Here is a 25,220-nt window from a genome sequence, read left to right as displayed (position 1 = left end):
CCGAACCGATGGCCACCGACGCGTCCGCTCCCGAACCGGCCGACTCCTCTGCAGGTGCCGGGGCGTCCGATCCGGCGGAGAAGAAGTCCCGGGCCGGTCGCAATCTGCCGGCCGCCATCGGGGTCGGGGTGTCGCTCGGGGTGTCGATCATCCTCATCCTGCTGTTCGCGCCGAAGATCTGGTACGGCGTCGTGGCCGTGGCCTTCGCCATCGCGACGTGGGAGGTCACCAAACGCCTGCGTGACGGCGGATATCAGGTCGCGTTCTGGCCCTTGGTGATCGGCGGGCAGGCCATCATCTGGTCCGGCTGGCCCTGGGGGCAGACCGGGGTGCTGACGGCGTTCGCGGGCACCGTGCTCGTGGTGATGGTGTGGATGCTGCTGGCCCAGGGCATCAGTCGGGCGCCGGAACACTATCTGCCCAATCTGGCCGCGAGCGTCTTCGTGCTCGCCTGGCTGCCGCTGCTCGCCTCGTTCGGCGCCCACATGGTCGTCCAAGATCACGGCGCCGCCCGGGTGGCCACCCTGATGGTCGTCGTGGTCTGTTCCGACGTCGGCGGTTACGCGGCGGGTGTGCTGTTCGGCAAACACCCGATGGCGCCGGCGATCAGCCCGAAGAAGTCGTGGGAGGGGCTCGTCGGCTCGCTCGTCGTGGGGACGACGGGCGCAGTGTTGTGCGGGATCTTCCTGCTCGACACCCACTGGTGGGTCGGTGCGATCCTCGGGCCGGTCCTCGTCGTGTGCGCCACGCTCGGCGATCTCGTCGAGTCGCAGGTGAAGCGCGATCTGGGCATCAAGGACATGGGGACCCTGCTGCCCGGTCACGGCGGGATCATGGACCGGCTCGACTCGCTCCTGCCGTCGGCGTTCATCGTGTGGGCGGTGCTGACGGCTCTTCTGTAGAGCCGTTCTACTTCTTGGCCTTGCGCAACGCCCGGCTCATCTGCAGCATCCGGACGCCTCCGGCCAGCGCGACGATCAGCGCACCGGCGATGGCGGCGATGAGAAGACTCACACCGAGCGGCAGATTGACCTCCCAGAAGATGAGCTCGATCCGCTGCGACTCCATGTTCTGCAGGATGAACACCAGCAGCAGGATCGTGATGATCGCGCCGATGACGAGCCCGAAGAACGTGGCGCGCGCCCTCGTGTGCTCGACTTTCTTGACCTGGGTCCGCAACTTGTCACGTTCGGCGAGAAGCGCCTGATGCTCCGGATCCATCGGGTCACCCGCGGCCGACTGGGCGGGCTCGATCGGTTCGAACTCCGGCTGGTGCGGATCTGGTGTCGTCATGCACCCATCATGACATGCGACAATGTCATCATGTCGTCACTGCCGCTCGTGTTCGACGCCCCCAAACGGGGGCGTCCCCCGACCCATTTCGCCGACCTCGACGCCGAGGGACGCGTGAGCGCGCTCGCCGACCTCGGTCTCCCGAAGTTCCGGGCGAATCAGCTCGCCCGACAGTACTTCGGTCGGCTCACCGGCGATGTCGAGGAGATGACCGATCTACCGTCGTCGGCCCGTGATGCCGTCGGCGCGAAGCTGTTCCCGTCGCTGCTCACCCCGGTCCGCCACATCGCGTGCGACGACGGCGACACCCGCAAGACCCTGTGGCGCCTGCACGACGGCACGCTGCTGGAGAGCGTCCTCATGAGGTACAGCGATCGGAACACGCTGTGCATCTCCAGCCAGGCCGGTTGCGGCATGGCGTGTCCCTTCTGCGCGACCGGACAGGGGGGTCTGGACCGGAATCTCTCGGCAGCCGAGATCGTCGATCAGGTCCGGGCCGCCGCCCGCGCCCTACGCGACGGCGAGTTCGGCGAACCCGGACGGCTGTCGAACGTGGTCTTCATGGGAATGGGGGAGCCGCTCGCCAATTACAAGCGAGTGGTCAGCGCTGTTCGGCAGATCACCTCACCGGTACCGGGCGGGCTCGGGATCTCGGCCCGATCGGTCACCGTCTCCACGGTGGGCCTGGCGCCGTCGATCCGGCGCCTCGCCGACGAGGGGCTCTCGGTCACCCTCGCGGTGTCCCTGCACACCCCCGACGACGAACTGCGCGACACCCTGGTGCCGGTGAACAACCGGTGGTCGGTCAAAGAGGTGCTCGACGCCGCGCGCTACTACGCCGACACCACCGGACGTCGTGTGTCCATCGAGTACGCCCTCATCCGTGATGTCAACGATCAACCGTGGCGAGCGGATCTGCTGGGGCAGAAGCTGCATCGTGCACTCGGCTCGCTCGTCCACGTCAACCTGATCCCGCTCAACCCGACACCGGGCTCAGAATGGGACGCCAGTCCCAAGCCGGTGGAGCGGGAATTCGTCCGGCGGGTCCGTGAACAGGGTGTGTCGTGCACTGTCCGCGACACCCGCGGACAGGAGATCGCCGCCGCGTGCGGTCAGCTGGCCGCCGAGGAGCGGTGAGCGCGGCGGTGGGGACCGTCAGTTCTTCCAGCGACCGCGCTTGTCCCAGATGGGCTTGAGCAGGAAGTACGCGAGCACCGCGGCGAAGGCCGCGAGCCAGATGTCCTCGACGTGGCCGCGGTGGTTGCCGATGAACATCGCGAGCAACGCGATCACGCAGAACCAGCCGGCGATCATGAAGGACTTGCGGGCCTGACCGTGCCAGCCGAACCGAGCCGACGGCGCGTCGGCGGGCTCGCGAACCCAGCCGGTGTCGACCTGCTCAACCTCGGTGCTTGCCACGGTGGCTCCTCACTGCGCGGCCAGAGTCCCGACCCGGGGAGGCCGCAAGTCTGACGATCGGTAGTAGTTCATCGAACAGCATAGCGGTAGGGTCCGGCCGACGGCGCGTTGCCACCACGCGGCCTACGGCGTTCGGTGACAGAATCTGGCCATGTCCGAGATCGCCCACCGAACGCTGGCCGACTATCGCTCCGAACACTATCCGCGCGACATGGTCGGGTACGGTGCCGCGCCGCCGGATCCACAGTGGCCGGGCGGGGCGAAGATCGCCCTGCAGTTCGTCCTCAACTACGAGGAGGGTTCGGAGAACAACGTCCTCGAGAACGATCGGGGCAGCGAGACGTTCCTGTCGGAGATGATCGGCGCACAGTCCTTCCCCAACCGGCACATGAGCATGGAGTCGCTCTACGAGTACGGATCCCGGGCCGGGGTGTGGCGAATACTGCGCACCTTCTCGCGCCGTGGGCTGCCTCTGACCATCTTCGCGGTGGCCCAGGCGATGGCCCGCAATCCCGAGGTCGCCGCGGCGTTCGTCGAGCGTGGGGACGAGATCGCCTGCCACGGATACCGTTGGCTCAGTTATCAACTCGTCGACAGCGCGGTCGAGCGTGAGCACATGGCCGCCGCGGTCGACCTGCTCACCGAGATCACCGGTTCGGCACCGCGCGGCTGGTACACCGGACGCGACTCGCCCAACACCCGGCGCCTCGTCGTCGACCACGGCGGTTTCGCCTACGACTCCGACTCCTACGCCGACGACCTGCCGTACTGGGTCGAGGTCCCGCGCGGCGACGATGTCGTCGATCATCTGGTCGTGCCGTACACCCTCGACACCAACGACATGCGGTTCGCCTCGGCGGGCGGATTCCCCTCCGGCGAGCAGTTCTTCACGCACCTTCGGGACGCGTTCGACGTTCTCTACCGCGAGGGCGCCGAGGGATCGCCGAAGATGCTCTCGGTCGGGCTGCATTGTCGTCTCGTGGGCCGGCCCGCCCGGTTGGCCGCGCTCGAACGCTTCCTGGACCACGTGCAGTCCCACGACGACGTCTGGGTGACCCGTCGTATCGACATCGCCGATCACTGGCGCGCGGTGCACCCGCCGCGATAAGTCGCCGCCGGCGTGGGGTTTGGGTGTGCCCGACGCAGGCGCGACAATGGCCGGGTGACGACACGCGTACTCATCCTCGGATCGACGGGGTCCATCGGCGTCCAGGCCCTCGAGGTCATCGCAGAGCACCCGGACCGGTTCCAGGTGGTGGGGCTCGGTGCGGGCGGCGGCAATCTCCGGCGGTTGCGCGAGCAGGCCGAAGCGTTCCGCATCGGCGCCGAGGCGCTGGCCGTCGCCGACGAGGCAGCGGCGCGGACCCTGTCCGACGACCTCGGTGCGAGCGTCCTCGGTGGCCCGGACGCGATGTGTGACCTGATCGACGCGGTGGACGCGGATGTGGTCCTCAACGCCGTGGTCGGGTCGATCGGCCTGCGCCCGAGCCTCGCGGCCCTGCGGTCGGGTGCACGTCTGGCCCTGGCGAACAAGGAGTCGCTGGTGGCCGGCGGCTCCCTCGTCCTCGACGCCGCGGCGCCGGGCCAGATCGTCCCGGTCGACTCCGAACACTCGGCCATCGCACAGTGCCTGCGCGGTGGAACGGCCGACGAGGTGGACCGGTTGGTCCTGACCGCCTCCGGCGGTCCCTTCCGCGGGTGGACGGCCGAGGCCCTCGCCGACGTCACCCCCGAACAGGCCGGCCGGCACCCCACGTGGTCGATGGGTCCGATGATCACCCTGAACTCGGCGACCCTGGTCAACAAGGCACTCGAGGTCATCGAGGCGCACCTGCTCTTCGGCGTCGACTACGACCGGATCGATGTGACCGTGCATCCGCAGTCGATCGTGCACTCGATGGTGACGTTCGTCGACGGCGCGACGATCGCGAAGGCGTCGCCGCCGTCGATGAAACTGCCGATCGCCCTCGCACTGGGATGGCCGGACCGTGTCCCGGGTTCTTCGAGCGCCTGCGACTTCTCGACGGCATCGTCATGGACGTTCGAACCGGTGGACCACACCGTCTTCCCGGCAATCGACGTCGCCCGTGAGGCCGGGAAGGCCGGCGGGTCACTCACCGCGGTCTACAACGCCGCCAACGAGGCCGCCGCCGAGGGGTTCTTCGCCGGCGCGATCAGATTTCCGCGCATCGTCGAAATCATCCGTGAGGTGCTCGTCGAGGCCGATCAGTGGCGCGGCACGCCAGGTACTGTGGAAGAGGTCTTGGCTGCTGATCAGTGGGCACGCGATCATGCTGCGCGTCTGGTCAAGACATATGCGGATGGAGTGAGTCAGTGAGTTTTGCGCTCGGCGTGGCGCTGTTCGCCGCGGCGCTGCTGCTGTCGGTGGCATGGCACGAATGCGGCCACATGTGGGCGGCCCAGGCGACCGGCATGAAGGTGCGACGCTACTTCGTGGGTTTCGGACCGACCGTCTGGTCGACCCGGCGCGGCGAGACCGAGTACGGCGTCAAGGCGCTGCCCCTCGGTGGCTTCTGCGACATCGCCGGCATGACGCCCTACGACGAGATCTCCGAGGAGGATCGTCCGCGTGCCATGTACCTGCAGAAACCGTGGAAGCGCCTCGTCGTCCTGTTTGCCGGTCCCGCACAGAACTTCATCCTCGGATTCGTGCTCGTCGTCGTCGTCGGCGCGATCTTCGGGCTCCCCAACATCAGCAACGACCCGGTGCCGGCCACCGTGTCGAAGGTCGACTGCGTCCCCGCCGCCACCACGTACTTCACCGACAAGAATCCGGAGTCGACCCCGTGCGCGAGCGCCCAGGGGCCGGCCGAGATCGCCGGACTGCAGGCCGGCGACACGATCGTCGCGGTCAACGGTGCTCCGGTGTCGGACTATTCGCAGGTGTCGGAGAAGATCACCGACTCGACCGGACCGGTCGCGCTGACCGTCGACCGCGACGGTTCGCAGCGTGAGTTCACGATCACACCGCAACCGTCGACGGTGACCGCGCCGACGCGTGACGGCGGCACCGAGACCCAGCAGACCCGCAAGGTCGGCATCGAGTTCAGCCCGCCGCCGTCGATCAACCATTATGACGGTCTCGCGGTCATCCCGGCGTCGTTCTCGTTCACCGGCGACCTGTTCGTGGCGACCTGGGATGCCTTGCTGTCCCTGCCCTCGAAGGTCAGCGCTCTGTGGACCGCGGTCACCGGCGGCGAACGCGCCGCCGACACCCCCGTCAGCGTCTACGGTGCGTCGGTGATGGGTGGCCAGGCAGTCGAGCGCGGCGCGTGGAGCACCTTCCTGCTGCTCCTGATCAGCATCAACTTCTTCCTGGGCCTCTTCAATCTCGTCCCGCTACTACCGTTGGATGGTGGGCACATGGCCATCGTCGGCTACGAGAAGGCCCGGAACACGGTGCGCGGATGGTTCGGTCGCGCAGCGGGCGGACCCGTCGACTACCTGAAGCTCATGCCGATCACGTATGCGGTGGTGATCATCATGGGTGGCTTCATGGTCCTGACCGTCACCGCCGACATCATCAACCCCATCCAGCTCTTCCAGTGACCAGCCCCGATGGTCCACACGGCCCGACCGGACCGGACACGTCGACACACCACACAGCCCCTTCGTCCTTCGAGGTGAATCAGATGAACTCCCCAGGAGACGCGATCCCGATCGGTCTCGGTATGCCCGCCGGACCGCCGCCCGTCCTCGCCCCGCGTCGCACCACCCGTCAGATCCAGGTCGGCTCGGTGGGAGTGGGCAGCGACCATCCGATCTCGGTGCAGTCGATGACCACCACCAAGACCCACGACATCAACGCGACGCTGCAGCAGATCGCCGAGCTCACCGCCTCGGGATGCGACATCGTGCGCGTCGCCTGCCCGCGTCCGGAGGACGCCGAGGCGTTGCCGATCATCGCCAAGAAGTCGAAGATCCCGGTCATCGCCGACATCCATTTCCAGCCCAAGTACATCTTCGCGGCCATCGACGCCGGGTGTGCCGCGGTCCGGGTCAATCCGGGCAACATCAAGGAGTTCGACGGCCGGGTCAAGGAGGTGGCGAAGGCCGCCGGCGCCGCCGGGATCCCGATCCGCATCGGCGTCAACGCCGGATCGCTCGACAAACGGATCATGGACAAGTACGGCAAGGCCACCCCCGAGGCGCTCGTCGAGTCCGCCCTGTGGGAGGCCGGCTTGTTCGAGGAACACGGTTTCGGTGACATCAAGATCTCGGTCAAGCACAACGACCCGGTGATCATGGTCGAGGCCTACCGGCAGCTCGCCGCGCAGTGTGACTATCCGCTGCACCTCGGCGTGACGGAGGCCGGGCCGGCCTTCCAGGGCACCATCAAGTCCGCGGTCGCCTTCGGTGCGCTGCTCTCCGAGGGCATCGGCGACACCATCCGTGTGTCGCTGTCGGCGCCGCCCGCCGAGGAGATCAAGGTCGGCGACCAGATCCTGCAGTCACTGAACCTGCGGCCCCGCAAGCTCGAGATCGTGTCCTGCCCCTCGTGTGGTCGTGCCCAGGTGGACGTCTACAAGCTGGCCGACGCCGTGACCGCCGGACTCGAAGGCATGGAGGTGCCGCTGCGCGTCGCCGTGATGGGTTGCGTCGTCAACGGTCCCGGCGAGGCGCGCGAGGCCGATCTCGGGGTCGCATCCGGCAACGGCAAGGGCCAGATCTTCGTCAAGGGTGAAGTCATCAAGACCGTGCCGGAAGCCGACATCGTGGAGACCTTGATCGAAGAAGCGCTGCGGATCGCGGGTGAGTCGGGTGACACTGGTGAGGACAGGGAAGCGGGTTCACCGGTCGTCACCGTCAGCTGAGGCGCAACGCAGCGGGCAGCCGCCGACCGCGCGAGCTCAAGGACACGTTCGGGCCCGACTACTGCAGAGGAGCGGTGGTGCTGAAGCTGCTGGGCGACCGGCCACTCGGGGCGCGTGACGCGCCGGTGGTCGAACGTGTGCTGACCTCCGACCCCGTCGCCATGTGCATGGTCGCCGCCCGGTTCGAGTCGCACGGCATCAATCCGCGATTGCTCGGCGGCGAACTGTGGACGACCGACGACCCGACCAGTTCGCTCTGTTTTTCCGGCGCCAATCTCATCCCGTTGCTCGGATCGCCCGGCGACATGGAGGGTTTCGCCGACCGTGCGTCCTCTGCGCCGCGTGTGTGTTCCTCCATCGTCGGCCGTGCGGAGATGGTGTTGCCGTTCTGGGAACGCATCGCACCCTGCTGGGGGCCGGCCCGCGAGATCCGGGACAGTCAGCCGCTGATGGCGCTGACCGACGCCCCCGCGGTGGCCCCCGATCCGCTGGTGCGGCTCGTGACCCTCGAGGATCTGGACGCATACCTCCCTGCCGCGATCGACATGTTCATCGGGGAGGTCGGTGTCGATCCGTGCGCGGGCGACGGCGGTCGGTCCTATCGCCGACGTCTGGCGTCTCTGATCACCGCGCAACGTGTGTTCGCCCGGTTCGATCGCGGCGAGGTGGTGTTCAAGGCCGAGATCGGTTCGCTCTCACGTAAAGTCGGCCAGATCCAGGGGGTCTGGGTCGCTCCCGACCGACGCGGTGAGGGGTTCGGCGCCCGCGGCACGGCTGCGGTCGCCGCCGCGATCATCGCCCACGGTCGGATCCCGAGCCTGTACGTCAACAGCTTCAACCACACCGCCCGGGCGGTGTATCGCCAGGTCGGCTTCAGCGAGGTCGGCACCTTCGCGACGGTCCTCGTCGACTGATCGGCGCGGATCACCAGCGCGGTTCGCCGATGTGCGCGCGTGGCGCACGGGTTTTCGGGTCAATCCGCCATATCATCGACAACGATGTTGCAGATGAGACGGCGTGCGATCAACGTGGCCTGTGTGTCGATGAGTGCCGTCGTGGCGTTCGGCGTCGCCGGCTGCGCCACGGCCGACGACGGTCCACGCCAAGCCGTCGAACGATTCCTGACCGCCTACGGCGCCAAGGACATTGCGGCTGCCGCCGGACTCACCGACAATCCGACCGAGGCGACCGCGAACCTCGCCGCCGCGTGGGATGGACTCGCCGCCGAGAAACTCTCCGCGAGCACCGGCAAGGCGGCTGTGTCCGGCGACACCGCCGACATCGACGTCACCTACCACTGGGACCTGCCGCGCGGCCGGGAGTGGAGCTATCCGGCGCGGGTCAAGATGATCCGATCGTCGGGCAGCGGATGGACGGTGCGCTGGACCTCGACCGACATCCATCCGGATCTCGGTGCCAATCAACGACTCTCACTGCGGATTCTGGGGGCGCCGCGGGCCACCGTCAACGAGGCCGACGGATCCGAGGTGATGGTCAACGGAACGGTCGTCGGCATCAACTTCGATGCCGCGGCCGCGGCCGCGAGTGGTTCGGTCGCCGACTCCGTGACCCGGCTCGTCTCGGTGCTGCGTCCGTTCGATCCCACCCTCTCCGCCCAGAAGATCGCCGAGGAGAGCACCGCAGCGCAGACGCCGTACCCGATCACGCGACTCTCGCAGCGGGATTTCGATCGACTCCGGGATCAACTGGCCATCCCCGGTGTCGTGCACAACGAGCAGGCAGAACTCGTCGCCAAGAACCCGGGTTTCGCTCCGGCGCTGCTGACAGAGGTGAAGAAGGTCGTCGACAAGGAGGTCGACGGTCGCGTCGGCTGGCGGGTGGTGACCGTCAACCCCAACGGCCTGGACGCCGACGTCCTCGCCGACCACGCGCCCGAACCGGCGCCAGCCGTCTCGCTGAGCCTGTCCCGACAGGTCCAGACCGCTGCGCAGCGTGCCGTCGACGCCACCAATCGGTTCCAGATCGCGATGGTGGTGGTCCAGCCCTCGACCGGACACATCCTCGCGGTCGCCCAGAACAAGTCGGCCGACCGGAGCGGCCCCATCGCCACCACCGGTCTTTATCCGCCCGGGTCGACGTTCAAGATGGTGACCGCGGCGGCGGCGATCAGTCGTGATCTCGCCCACCCGCAGACGATGGTGCCGTGCCCGGGCGAGATCGAGATCGGTCCACGCCGCATCCCGAACTACGATCGCTTCTCCCTGGGAACCGTGCCGATGCTGCAGGCTTTCGCGAGCTCCTGCAACACGACCTTCGCCAAGCTCGCCAGCGAGATGGGGCCGTCGGACCTGGCCCACACCGCGGCGTCGATGGGGATCGGACAGCAGTACGACATCGCCGGTCTCGACGCCGTCTCCGGTTCGGTGCCGATCGCACCGGAGCTGGTGGCGCGCAGCGAGGACGGTTTCGGTCAGGGCAAGGTCCTGGTCAGCCCGCTCGGACTGTCCCTCGTGGCAGCCACCGTTGCGCACAACGGCAAGGCGCCTGTCCCGCAGCTGATCCTCGGCAAACCGACGAAGGTGACCGGACCGCAGCCGTCGCTGTCACCCGGGGTGGTGGCCGAGCTGCGGCCGATGATGCGGGCCGTCGTCCAGCAGGGCACGGGCACGGTGATCGCCGGTCAGGGTGACGTTCTCGGCAAGACCGGCGAGGCCGAGTTCGCCGGCGGATCGCACGCGTGGTTCGCGGGCTATCGAGGCGACCTGGCCTTCGCCACACTCGTGGTGGGCGGTGGCGACTCCAACAACGCGGTCGCCGTGACGCGCGACTTCTTCGGGTCGTTGCCGCCCGGATACTATGCCGCGGCGCGATCCTGACGAGCGCCGGATGCGGCGCGCCTGGTGGCGCGCGAGCGGTCGATGGGCGTGAAGTCGACGGGTGAGCGGACTGTTCAGGTGCGGCGCGGCACGATGATCGGCTGACCGGACTCCGGGTGGTCGAGGATCTCGACCGGGTGATCGTAGGTGTCGGAGAGCAGGTCGGCGGTCATCACCTCGCGCGTGGGGCCCTCGGCCAGCAGGTGTCCGTCCTTCATGAGCGCGACGCGATCGGCGTAGGCCGCGGCCAGCGAGAGATCGTGCACGACGAGCAGAACGGCCGATCCGCCGTCTCGGGCACCGCGCAGGATGTCGAGCACGGACTCCTGGTGATGGATGTCCAGTGCCGCGGTGGGTTCGTCGAGCAGCATGACGGGCGCCTGTTGCGCGATCGCCCGCGCGATCGACACCCGGGCCTGCTGACCGCCGGACAGCTGCGAGAACGGACGGTCGACGATGTCGGCGAGGTCGCAGGCGAGGATGGCGTCGTCGATGATCTCCGGTGACCGGACCGCGGCGGGAGTGCGCAGCCACGGGAACCGACCCATCTCCACGACCTCGGCGACGGTGAACGGCGTGTCGGTGCGGTTGTGCTGGGTCACGAACGACCGGAGACGGGCGAGGTCTCGCGACGACGCGGCCGCCACCGGTCGGTCATCGATCAGCACGGTGCCGCGGTCCGGGCGGCGCAGCCCGGCGATCACGGACAGCAGGGTCGACTTTCCGCAGCCGTTCGGGCCCACCAGCGCGAGCAATGTGCCGGGCGCCACCCGCACGGAGACGTCGCGTACCACCTCGCGGCCGCCGAGCGTGACGGTGATGTCGGCGGCGACCACTCCCGTCGTCGCTGCCGTCGTGCTGTCGGCCGCGGTCACCAGCCGGCTCCCGCATGTCGGCTGCGGCGCAACAGGAGGAAGAACACCGGGCCGCCGATCAGCGAGGTGAACATGCCCAGCGGCAGGTCGGCATCCCCGAGCATGGTGCGTGCGGCGAGGTCGGCGGCGGTGATGACCAGCGCCCCGCCGACGACACTCGCGGGCAGCAGGATCGCGTGCCTCGGGCCGACGATCAACCGGAGCACGTGCGGCACGATCAGCCCGACGAACATGATGATCCCCGCGAACGCGACCGCCGCCGCGGTGAGGATCGACACGAGCACGATGACCTGTCGTCGCACCAGTTCCACGTTGACGCCGAGGGACGCGGCCTGGACCTCGCCGAGGGCGAGCAGGTCGATCTTGTGGACCAGGACGAGCGCCCCGGCGACCGCCGCGACGATCAGCGGTGTCGAGACCCACACCTCGTCCCACGTGGTGCCGGCCAGGGACCCCAACTGCCAGAACACGATCTGCTCACGCGCCGCGGTCGACGCGGCGAAGGTCAGGTAGGCGATGATGCCGAGGGTGAAGGCGTTCACCGCGATCCCGGTGAGCACCAGCATGATCGTCGACGTGCCGCCGTCGCGCAGGGACAGCAGATAGACCGAGGCCGCTGTGAAGAGGCCGAAGACGAACGCCGCCCCGGCGAGGGCCCAGTCGTTCGCCGTGCCGCCGCCCAGGACGATCATCAGGCACGCGCCGACCGCCGCGCCGGACGAGACACCGATGATGCCCGGTTCGGCCAGGGGATTGGCGAGCACGCCCTGAAGGAGGCAGCCACCCGCGCCCAGGGCCGCGCCGACGAGCAGACCCAGCACGATGCGCGGGAACCGCACGTTCCACAGTGCGCCTTCGCCGTTGGGGTGCGACGGCAAGGGGCCGATGTCGAGGTGGAAGTGATGGGCGAGGCTGCCGAGGACCTCGATGGGCGGCACCCCGACCTGGCCCATGCCCGCGGAGACGACCACGAGCGCGGCGGTCCCGATCAGGAGGACGGCCATCACGATCAGGTTGCGCGTCCGGTGGCGGGCGCGTCGGGCCGCCGCAGTCGTCGACGGGCGGGTCGTTGTCGGGGCGCTCATGTGTAGATCGCCCGGGCCAGGGACGACAGGACCTCGCCGACGTCGGGGCCGAACGCGAGGATCTTGGTCTCGTCCATCTGCACGATGCGGCGGTTGCGGCCGGCGTCGGTCTCGGCGATGCCGGGCAGTGCGAGCACACCGTCGAGACCGCCGACCGTGTCGGCGCCCTGTGTCATCACCATGATCACGTCCGGATCGGCTTTGATCATCGCCTCGGCGGTGATGGCGGTGAAGGCGCCGCTCAGGTCGGCTGCCTCACCGGCGTCGCGGCCGCCGAGCGTCTCGATCAGGTCGTCGGCGCCCGAGCCGGGACCGGCGAGCAGGATCAGGTTGCGCCCCCGGATGTAGACGAACGCGATCGTCGGATCGCCGGAGGGCGACGGGACCAGTTTCCTCGCGGCGGCGACCTGCCGGTCGGTGCGGGCCGCGAGTTGCTCACCCTGCTCCTCGACGCCGAGGGTGTGGGCCACCGACCGGATCAACGCGTCGTTGGACGCCAGGCTGCGCGTTCCCTCGAACACCACGATGGGTACCCCGGAGTCCCGGATCTGGTCGACGGCGGCGGCGGGCACCGTGTTCTCGTCGACCAGCACCACACTGGGCGCCAGAGCCAGGACCGACTCGGCGTTGAGGCTGTGACCCCGGTTGGTCACGACCGGAAGGCCGACGGCCGACGGGAATGCGGTCGAGGTGTCTCGGCCCACCACATGCGATCCAAGCCCGAGGGAGAACACGATGCTCCCGAGCGTGCCGTTGATGTCGACGGCGACGATGCGCGACGTGTCGCGGACGGTGACCGCGCCGTAGCGCACCGAGTCGACGGTGACCGGCAGGGACGGGGTGGGATCGTCGGCAACCGGGACGATGTCGCGTTGCGGCAACTCCGCGGTCTGCGGGCCGCTGCGCAGATGGGCCGTCGGTGCCACCGAGGACGAAGCGTCGGTCTGCTCGATCGGCTCGACGAAGCACGCCGACGTCGATCCGACGAGCAGCGCGGCGACGGCGACGAGGACCAGGCGCACAGCGCGGGAGCAGGGTCGGCGTCGCGACATCGTGCCGTCGGGGTCGATCCGTTCCGGACGTGGTGCGCCGCGGCCCACGCCTGCGCCCGGTCCGTCGGTCACATCCAGCTCGCCCGCCCTCACGAGTCCTCCACTCATCGCGCTCGCCTGCCACCTTAGTTGTCACGGCGCGCAAGGCCCGCGGTGCCCGCGGTGCCCGCGGTGCCTCCGCCCGTCCGGTGGACAGCGATACAGTGTGGGTCATGACTGTTCGCGCTGCCCTGCGGCCCGGCACGCTGTCGCCGACGCGTCCGGTTCCCGACTCGATCGAGCGACCGGAGTACGCCTGGAAATCGACGGTCGCCGAGGGCCACGAACCCTGGATCCAGACACCGGAGACCATCGAGAAGATGCGCGTCGCGGGGAAGATCGCGGCGAACGCCCTGGCCGAGGCCGGACGGGCCGTGGCGCCCGGCGTCACCACCGACGAGCTCGACCGGATCGCCCATGAGTACATGGTCGATCACGGCGCCTATCCGTCGACGTTGGGCTACAAGGGTTTTCCGAAATCCTGCTGTACCTCGCTGAACGAGATCATCTGCCACGGCATCCCCGACTCGACGGTGGTCGAAGACGGTGACATCGTCAACATCGACGTCACCGCCTACATCGACGGGGTGCACGGTGACACCAACGCCACCTTCCTCGCGGGCGATGTCTCCACGGAGGCGGCCGATCTCGTGGAACGCACGCGCACGGCGACCCAGCGTGCGATCAAGGCGGTGAAACCGGGACGGGAGCTGAACGTCATCGGCCGGGTGATCGAGGCGTACGCCACTCGGTTCGGGTACACGGTTGTGCGCGATTTCACCGGCCACGGCATCGGCGAGACGTTTCACAACGGTCTGGTGATCCTGCACTACGACCAGCCGAACGTCGACACGGTGATCGAGCCGGGCATGGTCTTCACCATCGAGCCGATGATCAATCTCGGCGGGCTCGGCTACGAGATCTGGGACGACGGCTGGACCGTGGCCACCACCGACAGACGATGGACCGCGCAGTTCGAGCACACCCTGGTCGTGACCGACGACGGCGCCGAGATCTTGACCCTCCCGGACGAGTGACACCGACCGCGTGAAGGGTGCGCTGCTCGTCGGCGGCACCAGTTCCGACGCCGGCAAGAGTCTCATCGTCGCGGGTCTGTGCCGAGAGCTCCGCCGACGTGGAGTGCGGGTCGCGCCGTTCAAGGCACAGAACATGTCGAACAATTCCGTCGTCACCCTTGACGGCGGGGAGATCGGACGCGCGCAGGCCTTGCAGGCGTATGCCTGTGGCCTCGCCCCGTCCACCCGGTTCAACCCGGTGCTGCTGAAGCCCGGCAGCGATCGCCGATCACATGTGGTGGTGCGGGGCAAGCCTGCGGGCGACGTCGGCGCACGCGACTATCACACCTGGCGGTCGCACCTCGCCGGTCTCGTCGCCGAGGAATTGGCCTCGCTGCGAGCCGAATTCGACGTCGTCGTCGTCGAAGGCGCCGGTTCGGTCGCCGAGATCAACCTGCGGGCCACCGACCTGGCGAACATGGGTCTCGCCCGCGCGGCAAACCTACCCGTCCTCCTGGTCTCCGACATCGACCGCGGCGGCTCGCTGGCACATCTGTTCGGTACCACCGCCGTCCTCGACGCCGACGACCAGCGGCTCATCGCCGGCTATGTCATCAACAAATTCCGTGGCGACCCGACGATCCTGGCGCCCGGACTCGATCGTCTGCGGGAGATGACCGGGCGGGACACCCTCGGGGTTCTCCCGTACAGCACTGACCTGTGGCTCGACGCCGAGGACTCGCTGGGCGCATCGGTGGGACGCCGCGTCGGACCGCCGGACACCGCAGGCACGGGCCTCGGTGCGAGTCGGTTGACCGTCGCCGCGATCCGTCTGCCGCGCGTGTCCAACACCACCGACGTCGAGGCGCTCGGCTGTGAGCCAGGCGTCGATGTCACCTGGGTCGACGACCCCTCCGCCGTCCGTTCCGCCGACCTCGCGGTGATCCCGGGTACCCGTGCGACGGTGTCCGACCTCGCCTGGCTCCGGGCGCGCGGACTCGATGACGCACTGAAGGGCCGGGCTCGAGACGGGCAGCCGGTGATCGGTATCTGCGGCGGGTTCCAGATGCTCGCACGGCGGATCGACGACCCCGTCGAGTCCGGCGCGGGCGGCGTCGACGGACTCGGCCTGCTCGATCTCGAGATCGCCTTCGATCAGGACAAGATCCTGCGCCAGGTCACCGGGACCGCGTCGGGTACGGCGGTCACCGGCTACGAGATCCATCACGGCCGTGTTCACTCCTCGCGCGAACAGCCGTGGCTCGTCGACGACACGCACGGCCCCGAGGGAGCGGTGCGTGGCGTGGTGCGCGGCACCCACTGGCACGGCCTGCTCGCCTCCGATGTGTTTCGCCGCGACCTGCTCCGCACCGTTGCGGCCGAGAGTGGTCGGCACGGCTTCGTCGTGTCGTCGACGACCGTGGTCGACGAGGTCCGCGCCGCGCAGGTCGACCTCATGGCCGATCTGGTGCGGGAACATCTCGATCTGACCCGCATCGAGGAACTGATCTGCGGAGGGATCGATCCTGCGCCGCCCGTGATCGGCCATCACCTGGACTGATCGCCGCCCGACGCCGAGGACTCGGGCCGCCACCGTCGGATGTCGCCTATCCTGGCCCGGTGGACACGGAACAGCGCGCGGTGACCGTCGGTGAGCTCACGTTCGACGTCCGGATCGGAGGGCCGGAGGGCGGCACTTGGGTGCTGCTGCTCCACGGATTCCCCGTCAACAGCTCCTGCTACGACGCCGTCGTCCCGAGATTGCACGAAAGCGGCTTGCGGACCATCGTTTTCGATCAACGTGGCTACAGCCCCGGTGCTCGTCCGGCCGGCGTCGACGATTACCGCCTCGACCTGCTGGCCGGTGACGCCCTCGGCGTGCTCGATGCGCTCGGTGTGCACTACGCGATGCTCGTCGGCCACGACTGGGGAGGCATCGTCGCCTGGCATCTCGCCGGCAAGCACCTGGATCGCTTCACCAGTCTCGTGGCCGCCAGCACGGGTCATCCGTCGGCCATGCGGGATGCCCTGGGTTCCAGCGATCAGCGCGAACGGTCGTCGTACATCAAGGATTTCATCGCCGACGACGCCGAGGAGAAACTGAGCGCCGGCAAGGGCGCGCTGCTGCGCCGGGCGGGCGTGACGGCCGAGGAACTCGTGCCGCTGCTCGAGCCCGGAGCGCTGACCGGCCCGCTGAACTGGTATCGCGCGAACTTCACCGGCAACATCGCCGACACGTTGGCCTGCCCGCCGGTGGAGATCCCCACCACGATGATCTGGGGCGATGCCGACGATGCGCTCGGACGGGAGCAAGCTCAGGGGAGCAGTCGGTACGCGTACTCCGACTACCGGTTCTGCGAACTGCCGGGCGTCGACCACTGGATTCCGCAGAACGCCGCTGCCGCCCTGGCGAGCGAGATCGCATTACGCTCCGCAGTGTTCTGAGGGGCAGTGTTCTGAGCGCGCGCATGCTGCCACGCCACACCCTGATCCCTGAGGTGCTGCCTCACCCCGATGCCTGATCCCTGAGGTGCTGCCTCACCCTGATCCCTGTTCCCTGAGGAGCGAGGCGCCAGCCGAGCGTCACGAAGGGCAGCTCCTCGTCTCAGCCGAACCGCTCGGTCCGAATCCGATCGGGCGGATGGCCGGCGGCGACCATCGCAGCGGCGGCGTGTTCGACGAACCGGTTGGGGCCGCAGATGAACACCGTCGGATCGCGGTCGGCGGCGATGGTGATCTCGGCGAGCTCGGTGGCGCCGAGCCGGCCGACCGGACGGCCCTTGTCGTCAGGCGCCACCCTGGTGTATGCGAGATGGACTGGGAGACGGTGTCGTTCGACGATCTGGCGCAGGTCGTCAGCGAACAGCATGCGATCCGGTGACCGCAAGGAATACACGAGGTCGAACGGCACCATCGGGGCGGCGACCTCACGGGTACGGATCATCGCGATCAGTGGTGCGAGTCCCGAGCCCCCGGCGATGAGCTGCACCGGACGCGGGTCTGTCCCGTCCCAGGTGAAGAAGCCGCCGTGTGGTCGGGTCACCTCGAGCGGTTCACCCACCTCGACCACGTCGACGAGGTAGGGCGACACCTCACCGTCCTCGGCCCGCTCGACGGTGACCTCGACCGTCCGGCTCTCCCGGACGTCCGACAACGAGTAGGTGCGGGCCGTCGAGTAGCCGTCCTCGGCGGTCAGACGGATGTCGAGGTGCTGGCCCGGGAGTCCACGGAATGGTTCGGACAGGGCCAGGCGCAACGATCGGGCGCTCTCGGTGTGCCGTGTCTGCGCGATCACCGTCGCGATCTGCCAGTCGGTCATCGATCACATCGAGTCACGAGTACCGCTGTTCGGTCCACGGGTCGCCGTGCATGTGATAGCCGCGACTCTCCCAGAAGCCCGGCGTGTCCGAGGACATGAAGCGCAGCCGCCGAACCCATTTGGCGCTCTTCCAGAAGTAGAGGTGGGGGACGAGCAGCCGCGCCGGACCACCGTGCTCGGCCGACAGCGGCTCGCCGTCGAAGGTGTCGGCGATCCAGCCGCGACCGGAGACGAGGTCGGCGAGTGCCACATTGGTCGTGTACCCGCCGTGGCAGTGCGCCATCACGTGCGTGTCGGCCGGCCAGGGAAGCCGGCTCACGATGGTGTCGAAGGAGACGCCGCGCCACCGCGTCTCGAACTTCGACCATCGGGTGACGCAATGGATGTCGGTGACGATGTCCTCGTGCGGCAGCGCTTGGAACTGTGCCCAGTCCCAGGTGTGTGCACGATGATCTGACGACTGCAGGGTCAACGTCCACGTGTCGAGACCGACGGTCGGGGTGGGTTCGGCCGACAGCACCGGGAAGTCGAAGGTTCGATACTGGCCTGGTGGGAGCCGACCCGCGTCGCGGTCGCGACGGCCGACGAACCCGCGGTTGACGATCGCCATGTGGAGATCGTACGCGCGCCACCCGGGCCCGCGCCGTCCGAGCGGGTCAGAGATCGAGGCCGAGCAGCGCGTTCTCCAGCACCTCCGGCATCGCCGGATGAATCCAGTACTGTCCCCGCGCCATCTCCCGGGCAGCGAGACCGAAGGACATGGCCTGGATGGCGGGCTGCACGACCGTCGGTGCCTGCGGGCCGAGGACGTGGCAGCCGAGCAATCGGCCGGTCCCGCGCTCGGCGATCACCTTGCAGAAACCGGTGGTGTCCTCCATCGCCCATCCGTAGGCGATGTCGCCGTACGCCTGCACCTTCACCGCGATGTCGAGGCCGCGTTCTCGGGCCTGGTCCTCGGTGAGGCCCACCGACGCGATCTGCGGATGGGTGAACACCGCGAACGGGACGAACCGATGGTCGAACGAATCGAGATCGTCAGCGTCCCAACCCTTCAGGAGATTGGCCTGGACCACCCTCTCCTCATGGTTGGCGACATGTTTGAGCTGATAGGGGGAGCTGACGTCGCCCAGTGTCCACACCTTCGGCGCCTGCGTCCGGCCGTGCTCGTCGCAGATGACCCGCCCCTCGTCGTCGAGTGAGATCCCGATCGACCCGAGATTGAGCCGATCGCCGTTGGGGCGGCGGCCTGTGGCGACGAGGAGGACGTCACCGTCGATGTGCGTCCCGTCCTCCAGGCTGACACGCACGCCTCCGTCGGGGAGGTCGGTGGCCTCGGTGACAGCCGCGTCGAGGTGGACATCCCACTTCTGTTGCGCGATCTCGGTGAACCGGCGCGAGACGTCGGCGTCGAGTTTGCGCAGGATGGCCGGGCCCCGCGCCACGATCGACACACGACTGCCGAGCGCGCCGAACACATGCGCGAACTCGGCTGCGATGTAACCACTTCCGAGGATGATCAGGCGTTCTGGGACGCGGTCGAGCCGCATGACGTCGTTGTTCGTGTAGTACCGCACCGAGCTCTGCTCGATGACCGGCGGCGCCGTCGCGCGGGATCCGGCGGCGAGGACCACCTCCGAGGCGAGGACGAGCGCATCGTCGGTGACCAGACGGTACCGCCCGTCGGCGTCGCGTCCGTCGAACTCGACATGCGACGAGTAGACGGTGATGTTGGGGCAGCGCTCATCGTCCTCGCGATACTCCTTGCCGCCCACCGAGATCGGGTCGATCCTGCCGAACACCCGGTCCACGATGGCGGGCCAGTCCACCGCATCCACATGGGCGGCGACGCCGAAACGGTCGGCCTCGCGGGCATTCTCGGCCACCTCGGCGGCGTAGACGAACATCTTGGTCGGGATGCAACCCACGTTCAGGCAGGTCCCGCCGTACACGCCCTCCTCGAAGATGGCGATGCTCGTGTCGTCGAACCGGTCATCCGGGATGGAATTGCCGCTGCCCGAACCGATGATGGCGAGATCGACGACCTGGGTGACGCTCATGCGTGCTCCGTTCTGATCGTGGCGTCCTGGCTCGGTGTGTGCCCGGGCGAGGCCGGAATCCCGAGTGTGCCCCGCAGCCAGACATCCACCTCTCGATAGGCGGCGGACCGTGCCCGCTCGACCGAGAGGAAGACATCGTGGCGGGCATCGGTTATCGGCACCACGGCGACCCGGTCGCCGAGGCAACCGCTCCACCGGGTCATGTGCCGGACGTCGAGGACCACATCCGCGTTGTCGACACCGGCCGGCCGGTGAGGACCGAAGATGGTCTTGTCGGAGCGCAACACCAGGGTCGGCACCCCGACGTCGATACCGCGGTGCAACCGTGCGTGGCCGCGCCGGACCGCGTGCAGGAAGCCGAACGTGACCGGGAACCCGCCCATCGGCTTCAACGCCAGGTCGTAGGCCCATTCACCTCCGGTCGTCTCGTGAATGCTGCGGCCATAGCCCTCGGACAGTTCCTGGGGGATGACCGCCGTCGGGCGGACTGCGGCGGCGATAAGAAGGGCGAGGGAGACGACCGGGGTGCGCAGAACAGGGCTGCCCTGGAGATCGAACCAGGGACTGTTCAGCAGCAGGCCGTTGACGTGCGCGAACCGTGCCGGCGACGACGCCCGCACTCGGTCCAGCCAGAGCGGTGTGATCAGCCCCCCGGTCGAGTGGGCCGCGATGAGCACCCGTGCCGGGGCACCCTCGGTCGCGGTCTCGGCGACCACGACGTCGAGCGCCTTGTCGAGCTCCTCGTCGTAGCAGCGCAGGTCGGTGGTGAGGTGGGGTGTGTGGTGCGGCTTCAGGGACCGGCCGCACTTGCGCAGATCGATCGCGTAGAACGCATACCCGCGTTCGTGGAAGAAGTCCGCGAGGGGCTCGTGGAAGAAGTAATCGGTGAAGCCGTGCACGTAGAGCACCGCTCCGTTGACCGCGGGCCCACCGCCCGCCCGGCGGACGAGTGTCGCGGTGATCGGGTCCTCGCCGTCGACGTCGGGCCCCAGCGGCAGGGTCAGCGTCTCGTAGCGGTCCAGCAGATGGTCGGGTTGCCAGTTCGCAGCGGGTCCGCCATCGTCAGGGATGGGCCCGGGGGATGCGGTCACGTCGTCCACTGTAGAGAAGGCGTCCCCGCGTCGATCGGCGGCGGAGTGTCGCCCAGCCCACACTTTGCCCGAGGCGATTCCGTTGTTCGGCGGTGGATGGGGAACAATGGCCGTTGACAGGGACGACCGCGTCGGCAACAGCGACAGCGTCGATCGTCCAGGCTGTGCGAAGGAGAGTTCCTCGTGTCTCAAACGGTGATCAAGACGGACGTCGCGCTGGTCGGCGCGGGCATCATGAGCGCCACGCTCGGTGCGCTGCTGCGTCGGTTGCAGCCGGACTGGTCCATCAGCCTGTTCGAGCGGCTCGACGCCGCGGCCGCGGAGAGCAGCGACCCGTGGAACAACGCGGGCACCGGCCACTCGGCCCTCTGCGAGCTGAACTACACGCCGAAGACCGCCGACGGTGACGTCAACATCGACAAGGCGATCAACATCAACGAGCAGTTCCAGGTGTCGCGCCAGTTCTGGGCCAACTCGGTCGACAACGGCATCCTCGGGGATCCCAGCGAGTTCATCAATCCCATCCCGCACGTCAGCTTCACCCATGGCGCCGACGGCGTGGAGTACCTGCGCAAGCGCCACGAACGTCTGGCCGGTCAGGTCCTGTTCGAGGGTATGGAGTTCATCGACGACCCCGCCGAGTTCTCCGCCCGCCTCCCACTGATGTCGGCCGGCCGTGACTTCGCCGACCCGGTGGCACTCAACTGGTTCACCGACGGCACCGACGTCGATTTCGGTGCCCTCACCCAGCAACTGCTGAACTACGTCGGCCGCACCGGTGCCGACATCTACTTCGGCCACTCCGTCACGAACCTCTCGCAGCAGTCCGACGGCAGCTGGATGGTCAAGGTGCGCAATCTGCGGACCAAAGAGAAGTTCACCGTCCACGCCAAGTTCGTGTTCGTCGGTGCCGGTGGCGGTGCGCTGCACCTGCTGCAGAAGTCGGGCATCAAGGAGGCAAAGGGATTCGGCGGCTTCCCGGTCTCCGGCGAGTTCTTCCGCTGCACCAACCCCGACCTGATCACCGAGCACCACGCCAAGGTGTACGGCCAGGCCGCCGTCGGCGCGCCGCCGATGTCGGTGCCGCACCTCGACACCCGCGTGATCAACCACAAGCCGGGGCTGCTGTTCGGCCCGTACGCCGGGTGGTCGCCCAAGTTCCTCAAGAGCGGCAAGGTCACCGACCTGCCCTTCTCGGTCAAGCCGGGCAACCTGCTGCCGATGCTGTCCATCGCGCCGCAGGAATTCGGCCTGCTCAAGTACCTGATCAGCGAGCTGGCCGCGAGTCGAGCCGACCGCGTGAACACCCTCGGGGAGTTCGTTCCACGGGCCGACGGCGACGACTGGGAGATCATCACAGCCGGTCAGCGTGTGCAGGTCATCCGCAAGACCGGCGTGGGCGGAAGCCTGGAGTTCGGGACGGCGGTCGTCACCGCGGGTGACGGCACGATCGCCGGGCTGCTCGGTGCGTCCCCCGGAGCATCGACGGCCGTGCCGGCGATGCTGCAGGTCCTGGAGAAGTGCTTCCCGACCGAGTACGAGGGCTGGGGACCCGCACTGACCGAGATGATCCCGTCGTTCGGCCGCAAACTGTCCGATGACCGCGATCTGTTCCGTCAGGTCTGGGACTGGACGACCGCCAGCCTGCAGCTCAAGCGTGACGATCTCGCACCTCCGGTCGGAGCCGACCACGCCCCGGCCACCGCGGTCTGAGATCGGCATCCGACGCGGCGCCGACGACGTGGCTGGTACGGGAGAGTCCGAGTGTGATAGTCACGAGGTCATGACCACGGAAGGGCAACTGCGCCACAGCCTGTCCGCCGATCTGGATGCGGCGACCCTGTATCAGATCCTGCGACTGAGGGTCGACGTCTTCGTCGTCGAGCAGGCGTGTCCGTATCCCGAACTCGACGGCCGCGACCTGGACCCGCAGACCCGTCAGTTCTGGATCTCCGGCGACGACGGGGTCATCGCCACCCTGCGTCTGCTGGTCGACCCACCGGCCGCCGACGGCAGCCCGATGTATCGCATCGGGCGGGTGTGCACCGAACGCGGTCATCGGGGACAGGGACTGACCGCGCAGCTCCTCGGTGCCGCCCTCACCGAGATCGGTGATCATCCCTGCCGGATCGATGCGCAGGTCTACCTCGTCGACATGTACGCCAAGTTCGGTTTCCTGGCCGAGGGTGACGAATACCTCGAAGACGGCATCCCGCACATTGCGATGCGGCGTGACCCGGCGCCGTCGGCGGGCCGGTCCCGATGAGCGGACGACATCGGTCGGCGGACGCCGTCGCGCCGGCCCGCTATCCGTTCAGCGCCGTCGTCGGCCAGGACACGCTGAAACTCGCGCTGATCCTGTCCGCGATCTCGCCGGCGATCGGCGGAGTGCTGATCCGCGGCGAGAAGGGCACGGCCAAATCGACGATCGTCCGAGGACTCGGGCCGATCCTCGGCGCGGACGGTGAGCGCCGGAGCGGACGGGTCGTCGAACTGCCCATCGGCGCGACCGAGGACCGTGTCATCGGGTCGCTGGATCTCACCGCGGTCCTGAGCGAGGGGCGGGCGGAGTTCACACCGGGGTTGCTCGCACAGGCCGATGGTGGCGTCCTCTACATCGACGAGGTCAATCTCCTCGCAGATCATCTCGTCGACGTACTGCTCGACGCCGCGGCGGGCGGTCGGGTGACCATCGAACGAGATGGCGTGTCGCACACCCAATCCGCCGATTTCGTGCTGGTCGGCACGATGAACCCGGAGGAGGGGGAGCTGCGGCCCCAGCTGCTGGACCGATTCGGTCTCGCGGTCGACGTCGCCGCCGGCCGCGACATCGACGAGCGTGTCGAGGTGGTGTCACGCCGCATGGCCTACGACTCCGACCCGGAGGGCTTCATCGCGGAGTACTCCGCAGCCGAGACCGATCTCGCCGACCGCATCGCGGTCGCGCGGGAGCTCGTGTCGTCGGTGACCGTGCCGACGACCGAGTTGCGTCGAATCGCCGGGGTCTGCGCGCACCTGGCCGTCGACGGCCTGCGCGGTGACATCGTGGTCGCACGGACCGCGGTCGCGCACGCGGCGTGGCGGCAGGCCGCCGAGGTCACCGCCGACGACGTCCGCGTCGCGGTGGAACTGGCACTGCCACACCGTCGTCGGCGCAATCCGTTCGACGAGTCGGGGTTGTCGCCGGATCAGCTCGACGAGGCGATGGACGCGGGCGACGAGGCGTCCGGCGGAACCGGACCCGAGACAGACGGTCCCGACGACGACCCGAATCCGACGGACCCGACCGAGCCGCCGGATCCCGGTTCCGGGACCGATGACCGCGCCGACGGAACCGAGACACCGCCCGAGGCCGCGTCGAGTCCGGATTCGTCTGCGAGCCCCGACTCCTCCGCGCCCGAGCCGCCGGCCGAGGACGCCGACGAGCCGACGCCGTCGGAGACGGTGCCGGGCGCGAGATTCGGCAGCCCACGCACCACCGAGACGTCACAACGTATGCGGCGCCTACGGCTCACCGGTGTCGGGGAGGGTGACCCGGGTCGTCGGTCACGCGCCCGGTCCCGCCGTGGGCACGACACGCGCGCAGTCGATTTCGAGAACGGTAGCCCGGTCCACCTGTTCGGCACGATCCTGTCGGCGGCCGGACGCGAGTCGGTCCGCACCGCCGGCGCCGCGCTGCGCATCGGCGCATCCGACCTGCGTGCGGCCGAGCGCATCGGCCAGGAGGGCAATCTCGTCGTGTTCGTCGTCGACCTGTCCGGGTCGATGACAGCCCGGCGACGTCTCTCGGCGGTCAGCGAGATCTGCGTCGACCTGCTCCGTGACTCCTACACCCGTCGTGATCGCGTCGCGGTCGTCGTCGCGCGGGGAGCCACGGCCTCGGTCGCCGTCCCGCCGACCAAGTCGGTCGACATCGCGGTTCGCCGCCTCGCCGACATCCGGACCGGCGGCCGCACCCCGCTGGCCGAAGGGCTGACGGCGGCAAGCGAACTCGTCGAGCGCGCGGCGCGACGCGAACCGCAACGTCGGCCACTGCTCGTCGTCCTCACCGACGGCCGGGCGACCGCCGGCAAGGACGCCGCCGCCCGGGCACGCGCGGTGGCCGAGACGATCGGGCGGCGCGGCCTGGAGTCGGTGGTGGTGGACTGCGAACAGGGGATGATTCGGCTCGGCCTCGCCGGTGAACTCGCCGCGGCCATGGGTGCGCGATGCCTGCCGATGGACGAGCTGTCGGCGGGAGCGCTGTCCCGTCCGACGCGGGCCGCGTGAGAGACCGCGCGTAGATCCGACAATCGGTAGGAG

Annotated in this window: 23 protein-coding genes; 14 read left to right on the top strand and 9 right to left on the bottom strand. The window is 68.5% G+C overall.

The annotated features are described in order from the left end of the window. The first annotated feature begins 8 nt into the window (after window positions 1-8). On the top strand, window positions 9-902 hold the full coding sequence (locus tag EEB19_RS04680) for a phosphatidate cytidylyltransferase (RefSeq protein WP_187583682.1): 894 nt from the start codon (window positions 9-11) through the stop codon (window positions 900-902). A gap of 7 nt (window positions 903-909) precedes the next feature. On the opposite strand, the gene EEB19_RS04675 is transcribed toward EEB19_RS04680, so the two are convergent. After that, window positions 910-1,221: a lipopolysaccharide assembly LapA domain-containing protein gene (locus tag EEB19_RS04675; protein ID WP_262365460.1), complete on the bottom strand. Its 312-nt coding sequence runs from the start codon at window positions 1,219-1,221 to the stop codon at window positions 910-912. Window positions 1,222-1,323: 102 nt separating this feature from the next. Between EEB19_RS04675 and rlmN the strand changes: the two genes are divergently transcribed. Beyond that, the gene (rlmN, locus tag EEB19_RS04670; protein ID WP_187583678.1) at window positions 1,324-2,430 is read left to right on the top strand and encodes a 23S rRNA (adenine(2503)-C(2))-methyltransferase RlmN; all 1,107 of its coding nucleotides are present in this window, start codon (window positions 1,324-1,326) and stop codon (window positions 2,428-2,430) included. Between the two features lie 18 nt (window positions 2,431-2,448). Here the strand turns inward: rlmN and EEB19_RS04665 are convergent, their stop codons facing one another. Continuing rightward, the gene (locus EEB19_RS04665; protein ID WP_187583676.1) at window positions 2,449-2,712 is read right to left on the bottom strand and encodes a DUF2631 domain-containing protein; all 264 of its coding nucleotides are present in this window, start codon (window positions 2,710-2,712) and stop codon (window positions 2,449-2,451) included. A 151-nt stretch (window positions 2,713-2,863) separates the two neighbouring features. On the opposite strand from EEB19_RS04665, the gene puuE reads away from it, so the two are divergent. The 6 genes from puuE to EEB19_RS04635 all read left to right on the top strand — a co-directional run bounded on the left by puuE (window position 2,864) and on the right by EEB19_RS04635 (window position 10,384). Then, the gene (gene puuE, locus EEB19_RS04660; protein WP_187583674.1) at window positions 2,864-3,820 is read left to right on the top strand and encodes an allantoinase PuuE; all 957 of its coding nucleotides are present in this window, start codon (window positions 2,864-2,866) and stop codon (window positions 3,818-3,820) included. A gap of 54 nt (window positions 3,821-3,874) precedes the next feature. Continuing rightward, entirely contained in the window at window positions 3,875-5,050 is a 1,176-nt protein-coding gene (gene dxr / locus EEB19_RS04655; protein ID WP_187583672.1) for a 1-deoxy-D-xylulose-5-phosphate reductoisomerase, read from the top strand. Continuing rightward, entirely contained in the window at window positions 5,047-6,282 is a 1,236-nt protein-coding gene (locus EEB19_RS04650) for an RIP metalloprotease (protein WP_187583670.1), read from the top strand. The genes dxr and EEB19_RS04650 overlap by 4 nt, the downstream gene beginning before the upstream one ends. Window positions 6,283-6,365: 83 nt before the next feature. Then, a complete protein-coding gene (ispG, locus tag EEB19_RS04645; protein WP_187583668.1) occupies window positions 6,366-7,547 on the top strand; it encodes a flavodoxin-dependent (E)-4-hydroxy-3-methylbut-2-enyl-diphosphate synthase in 1,182 nt (393 codons plus the stop codon). A gap of 77 nt (window positions 7,548-7,624) precedes the next feature. Next, a complete protein-coding gene (locus EEB19_RS04640) occupies window positions 7,625-8,461 on the top strand; it encodes a GNAT family N-acetyltransferase (protein ID WP_187583666.1) in 837 nt (278 codons plus the stop codon). Window positions 8,462-8,545: 84 nt separating this feature from the next. Next, the gene (locus tag EEB19_RS04635; RefSeq protein ID WP_187583664.1) at window positions 8,546-10,384 is read left to right on the top strand and encodes a penicillin-binding transpeptidase domain-containing protein; all 1,839 of its coding nucleotides are present in this window, start codon (window positions 8,546-8,548) and stop codon (window positions 10,382-10,384) included. A 74-nt stretch (window positions 10,385-10,458) separates the two neighbouring features. Here the strand turns inward: EEB19_RS04635 and EEB19_RS04630 are convergent, their stop codons facing one another. Genes EEB19_RS04630 through EEB19_RS04620 form a run of 3 tightly spaced genes read right to left on the bottom strand, consistent with a single transcriptional unit; the run spans window position 10,459 to window position 13,396 of the window. Further along, window positions 10,459-11,262: a heme ABC transporter ATP-binding protein gene (locus EEB19_RS04630; RefSeq protein ID WP_187584003.1), complete on the bottom strand. Its 804-nt coding sequence runs from the start codon at window positions 11,260-11,262 to the stop codon at window positions 10,459-10,461. Continuing rightward, window positions 11,256-12,344 carry an iron ABC transporter permease gene (locus EEB19_RS04625; RefSeq protein WP_187583662.1) on the bottom strand — a complete coding sequence of 363 codons (1,089 nt, stop codon included), beginning with the start codon at window positions 12,342-12,344 and terminating at the stop codon, window positions 11,256-11,258. Before EEB19_RS04625 ends, EEB19_RS04630 begins: the two co-directional genes overlap by 7 nt. After that, entirely contained in the window at window positions 12,341-13,396 is a 1,056-nt protein-coding gene (locus EEB19_RS04620) for a hemin ABC transporter substrate-binding protein (protein WP_187584001.1), read from the bottom strand. The genes EEB19_RS04625 and EEB19_RS04620 overlap by 4 nt, the downstream gene beginning before the upstream one ends. Before the next feature lie 212 nt (window positions 13,397-13,608). On the opposite strand from EEB19_RS04620, the gene map reads away from it, so the two are divergent. From map to EEB19_RS04605, 3 genes are all read left to right on the top strand, one after another. After that, window positions 13,609-14,472 (top strand): type I methionyl aminopeptidase, encoded by an 864-nt coding sequence (gene map, locus EEB19_RS04615; protein WP_187583660.1) that lies wholly within the window; start codon window positions 13,609-13,611, stop codon window positions 14,470-14,472. 10 nt (window positions 14,473-14,482) lie between these two features. Next, window positions 14,483-16,012, top strand: coding sequence for a cobyric acid synthase (locus tag EEB19_RS04610; protein WP_187583659.1), 1,530 nt, complete (start codon window positions 14,483-14,485; stop codon window positions 16,010-16,012). An 80-nt stretch (window positions 16,013-16,092) separates the two neighbouring features. Next, window positions 16,093-16,896 carry an alpha/beta fold hydrolase gene (locus EEB19_RS04605; protein ID WP_187583999.1) on the top strand — a complete coding sequence of 268 codons (804 nt, stop codon included), beginning with the start codon at window positions 16,093-16,095 and terminating at the stop codon, window positions 16,894-16,896. Window positions 16,897-17,056: 160 nt separating this feature from the next. Here EEB19_RS04605 and EEB19_RS04600 read toward each other — a convergent pair whose 3' ends face one another. The 4 genes from EEB19_RS04600 to EEB19_RS04585 are packed head-to-tail and all read right to left on the bottom strand — an operon-like array spanning window position 17,057 to window position 20,918. Beyond that, complete coding sequence (locus EEB19_RS04600) at window positions 17,057-17,770, bottom strand: FAD-binding oxidoreductase (protein ID WP_187583658.1); 714 nt, start codon at window positions 17,768-17,770, stop codon at window positions 17,057-17,059. A 13-nt stretch (window positions 17,771-17,783) separates the two neighbouring features. Further along, a complete protein-coding gene (locus EEB19_RS04595; RefSeq protein WP_187583657.1) occupies window positions 17,784-18,380 on the bottom strand; it encodes a molybdopterin-dependent oxidoreductase in 597 nt (198 codons plus the stop codon). Window positions 18,381-18,426: 46 nt separating this feature from the next. Further along, entirely contained in the window at window positions 18,427-19,827 is a 1,401-nt protein-coding gene (gene mtr / locus EEB19_RS04590) for a mycothione reductase (protein WP_187583656.1), read from the bottom strand. Further along, a complete protein-coding gene (locus tag EEB19_RS04585; protein ID WP_262365434.1) occupies window positions 19,824-20,918 on the bottom strand; it encodes an alpha/beta hydrolase in 1,095 nt (364 codons plus the stop codon). Before EEB19_RS04585 ends, mtr begins: the two co-directional genes overlap by 4 nt. Window positions 20,919-21,101: 183 nt before the next feature. Here EEB19_RS04585 and mqo point away from each other — a divergent pair, with 183 nt between their 5' ends. The 3 genes from mqo to EEB19_RS04570 all read left to right on the top strand — a co-directional run bounded on the left by mqo (window position 21,102) and on the right by EEB19_RS04570 (window position 25,187). Continuing rightward, window positions 21,102-22,631, top strand: a complete 1,530-nt coding sequence (mqo, locus tag EEB19_RS04580) for a malate dehydrogenase (quinone) (protein WP_187583655.1) — start codon at window positions 21,102-21,104, stop codon at window positions 22,629-22,631. Window positions 22,632-22,701: 70 nt separating this feature from the next. Beyond that, on the top strand, window positions 22,702-23,184 hold the full coding sequence (locus EEB19_RS04575; protein ID WP_187583654.1) for a GNAT family N-acetyltransferase: 483 nt from the start codon (window positions 22,702-22,704) through the stop codon (window positions 23,182-23,184). Beyond that, window positions 23,181-25,187: a VWA domain-containing protein gene (locus tag EEB19_RS04570; RefSeq protein ID WP_187583653.1), complete on the top strand. Its 2,007-nt coding sequence runs from the start codon at window positions 23,181-23,183 to the stop codon at window positions 25,185-25,187. Before EEB19_RS04575 ends, EEB19_RS04570 begins: the two co-directional genes overlap by 4 nt. Window positions 25,188-25,220: the final 33 nt, after the last annotated feature.

This window comes from Gordonia sp. OPL2 (assembly GCF_003797825.1).
Classification (GTDB): Bacteria; Actinomycetota; Actinomycetes; order Mycobacteriales; family Mycobacteriaceae; genus Gordonia.
Note: the sequence above shows the minus strand (reverse complement) of the source record. Positions and strands in the feature narration are given on the sequence as shown.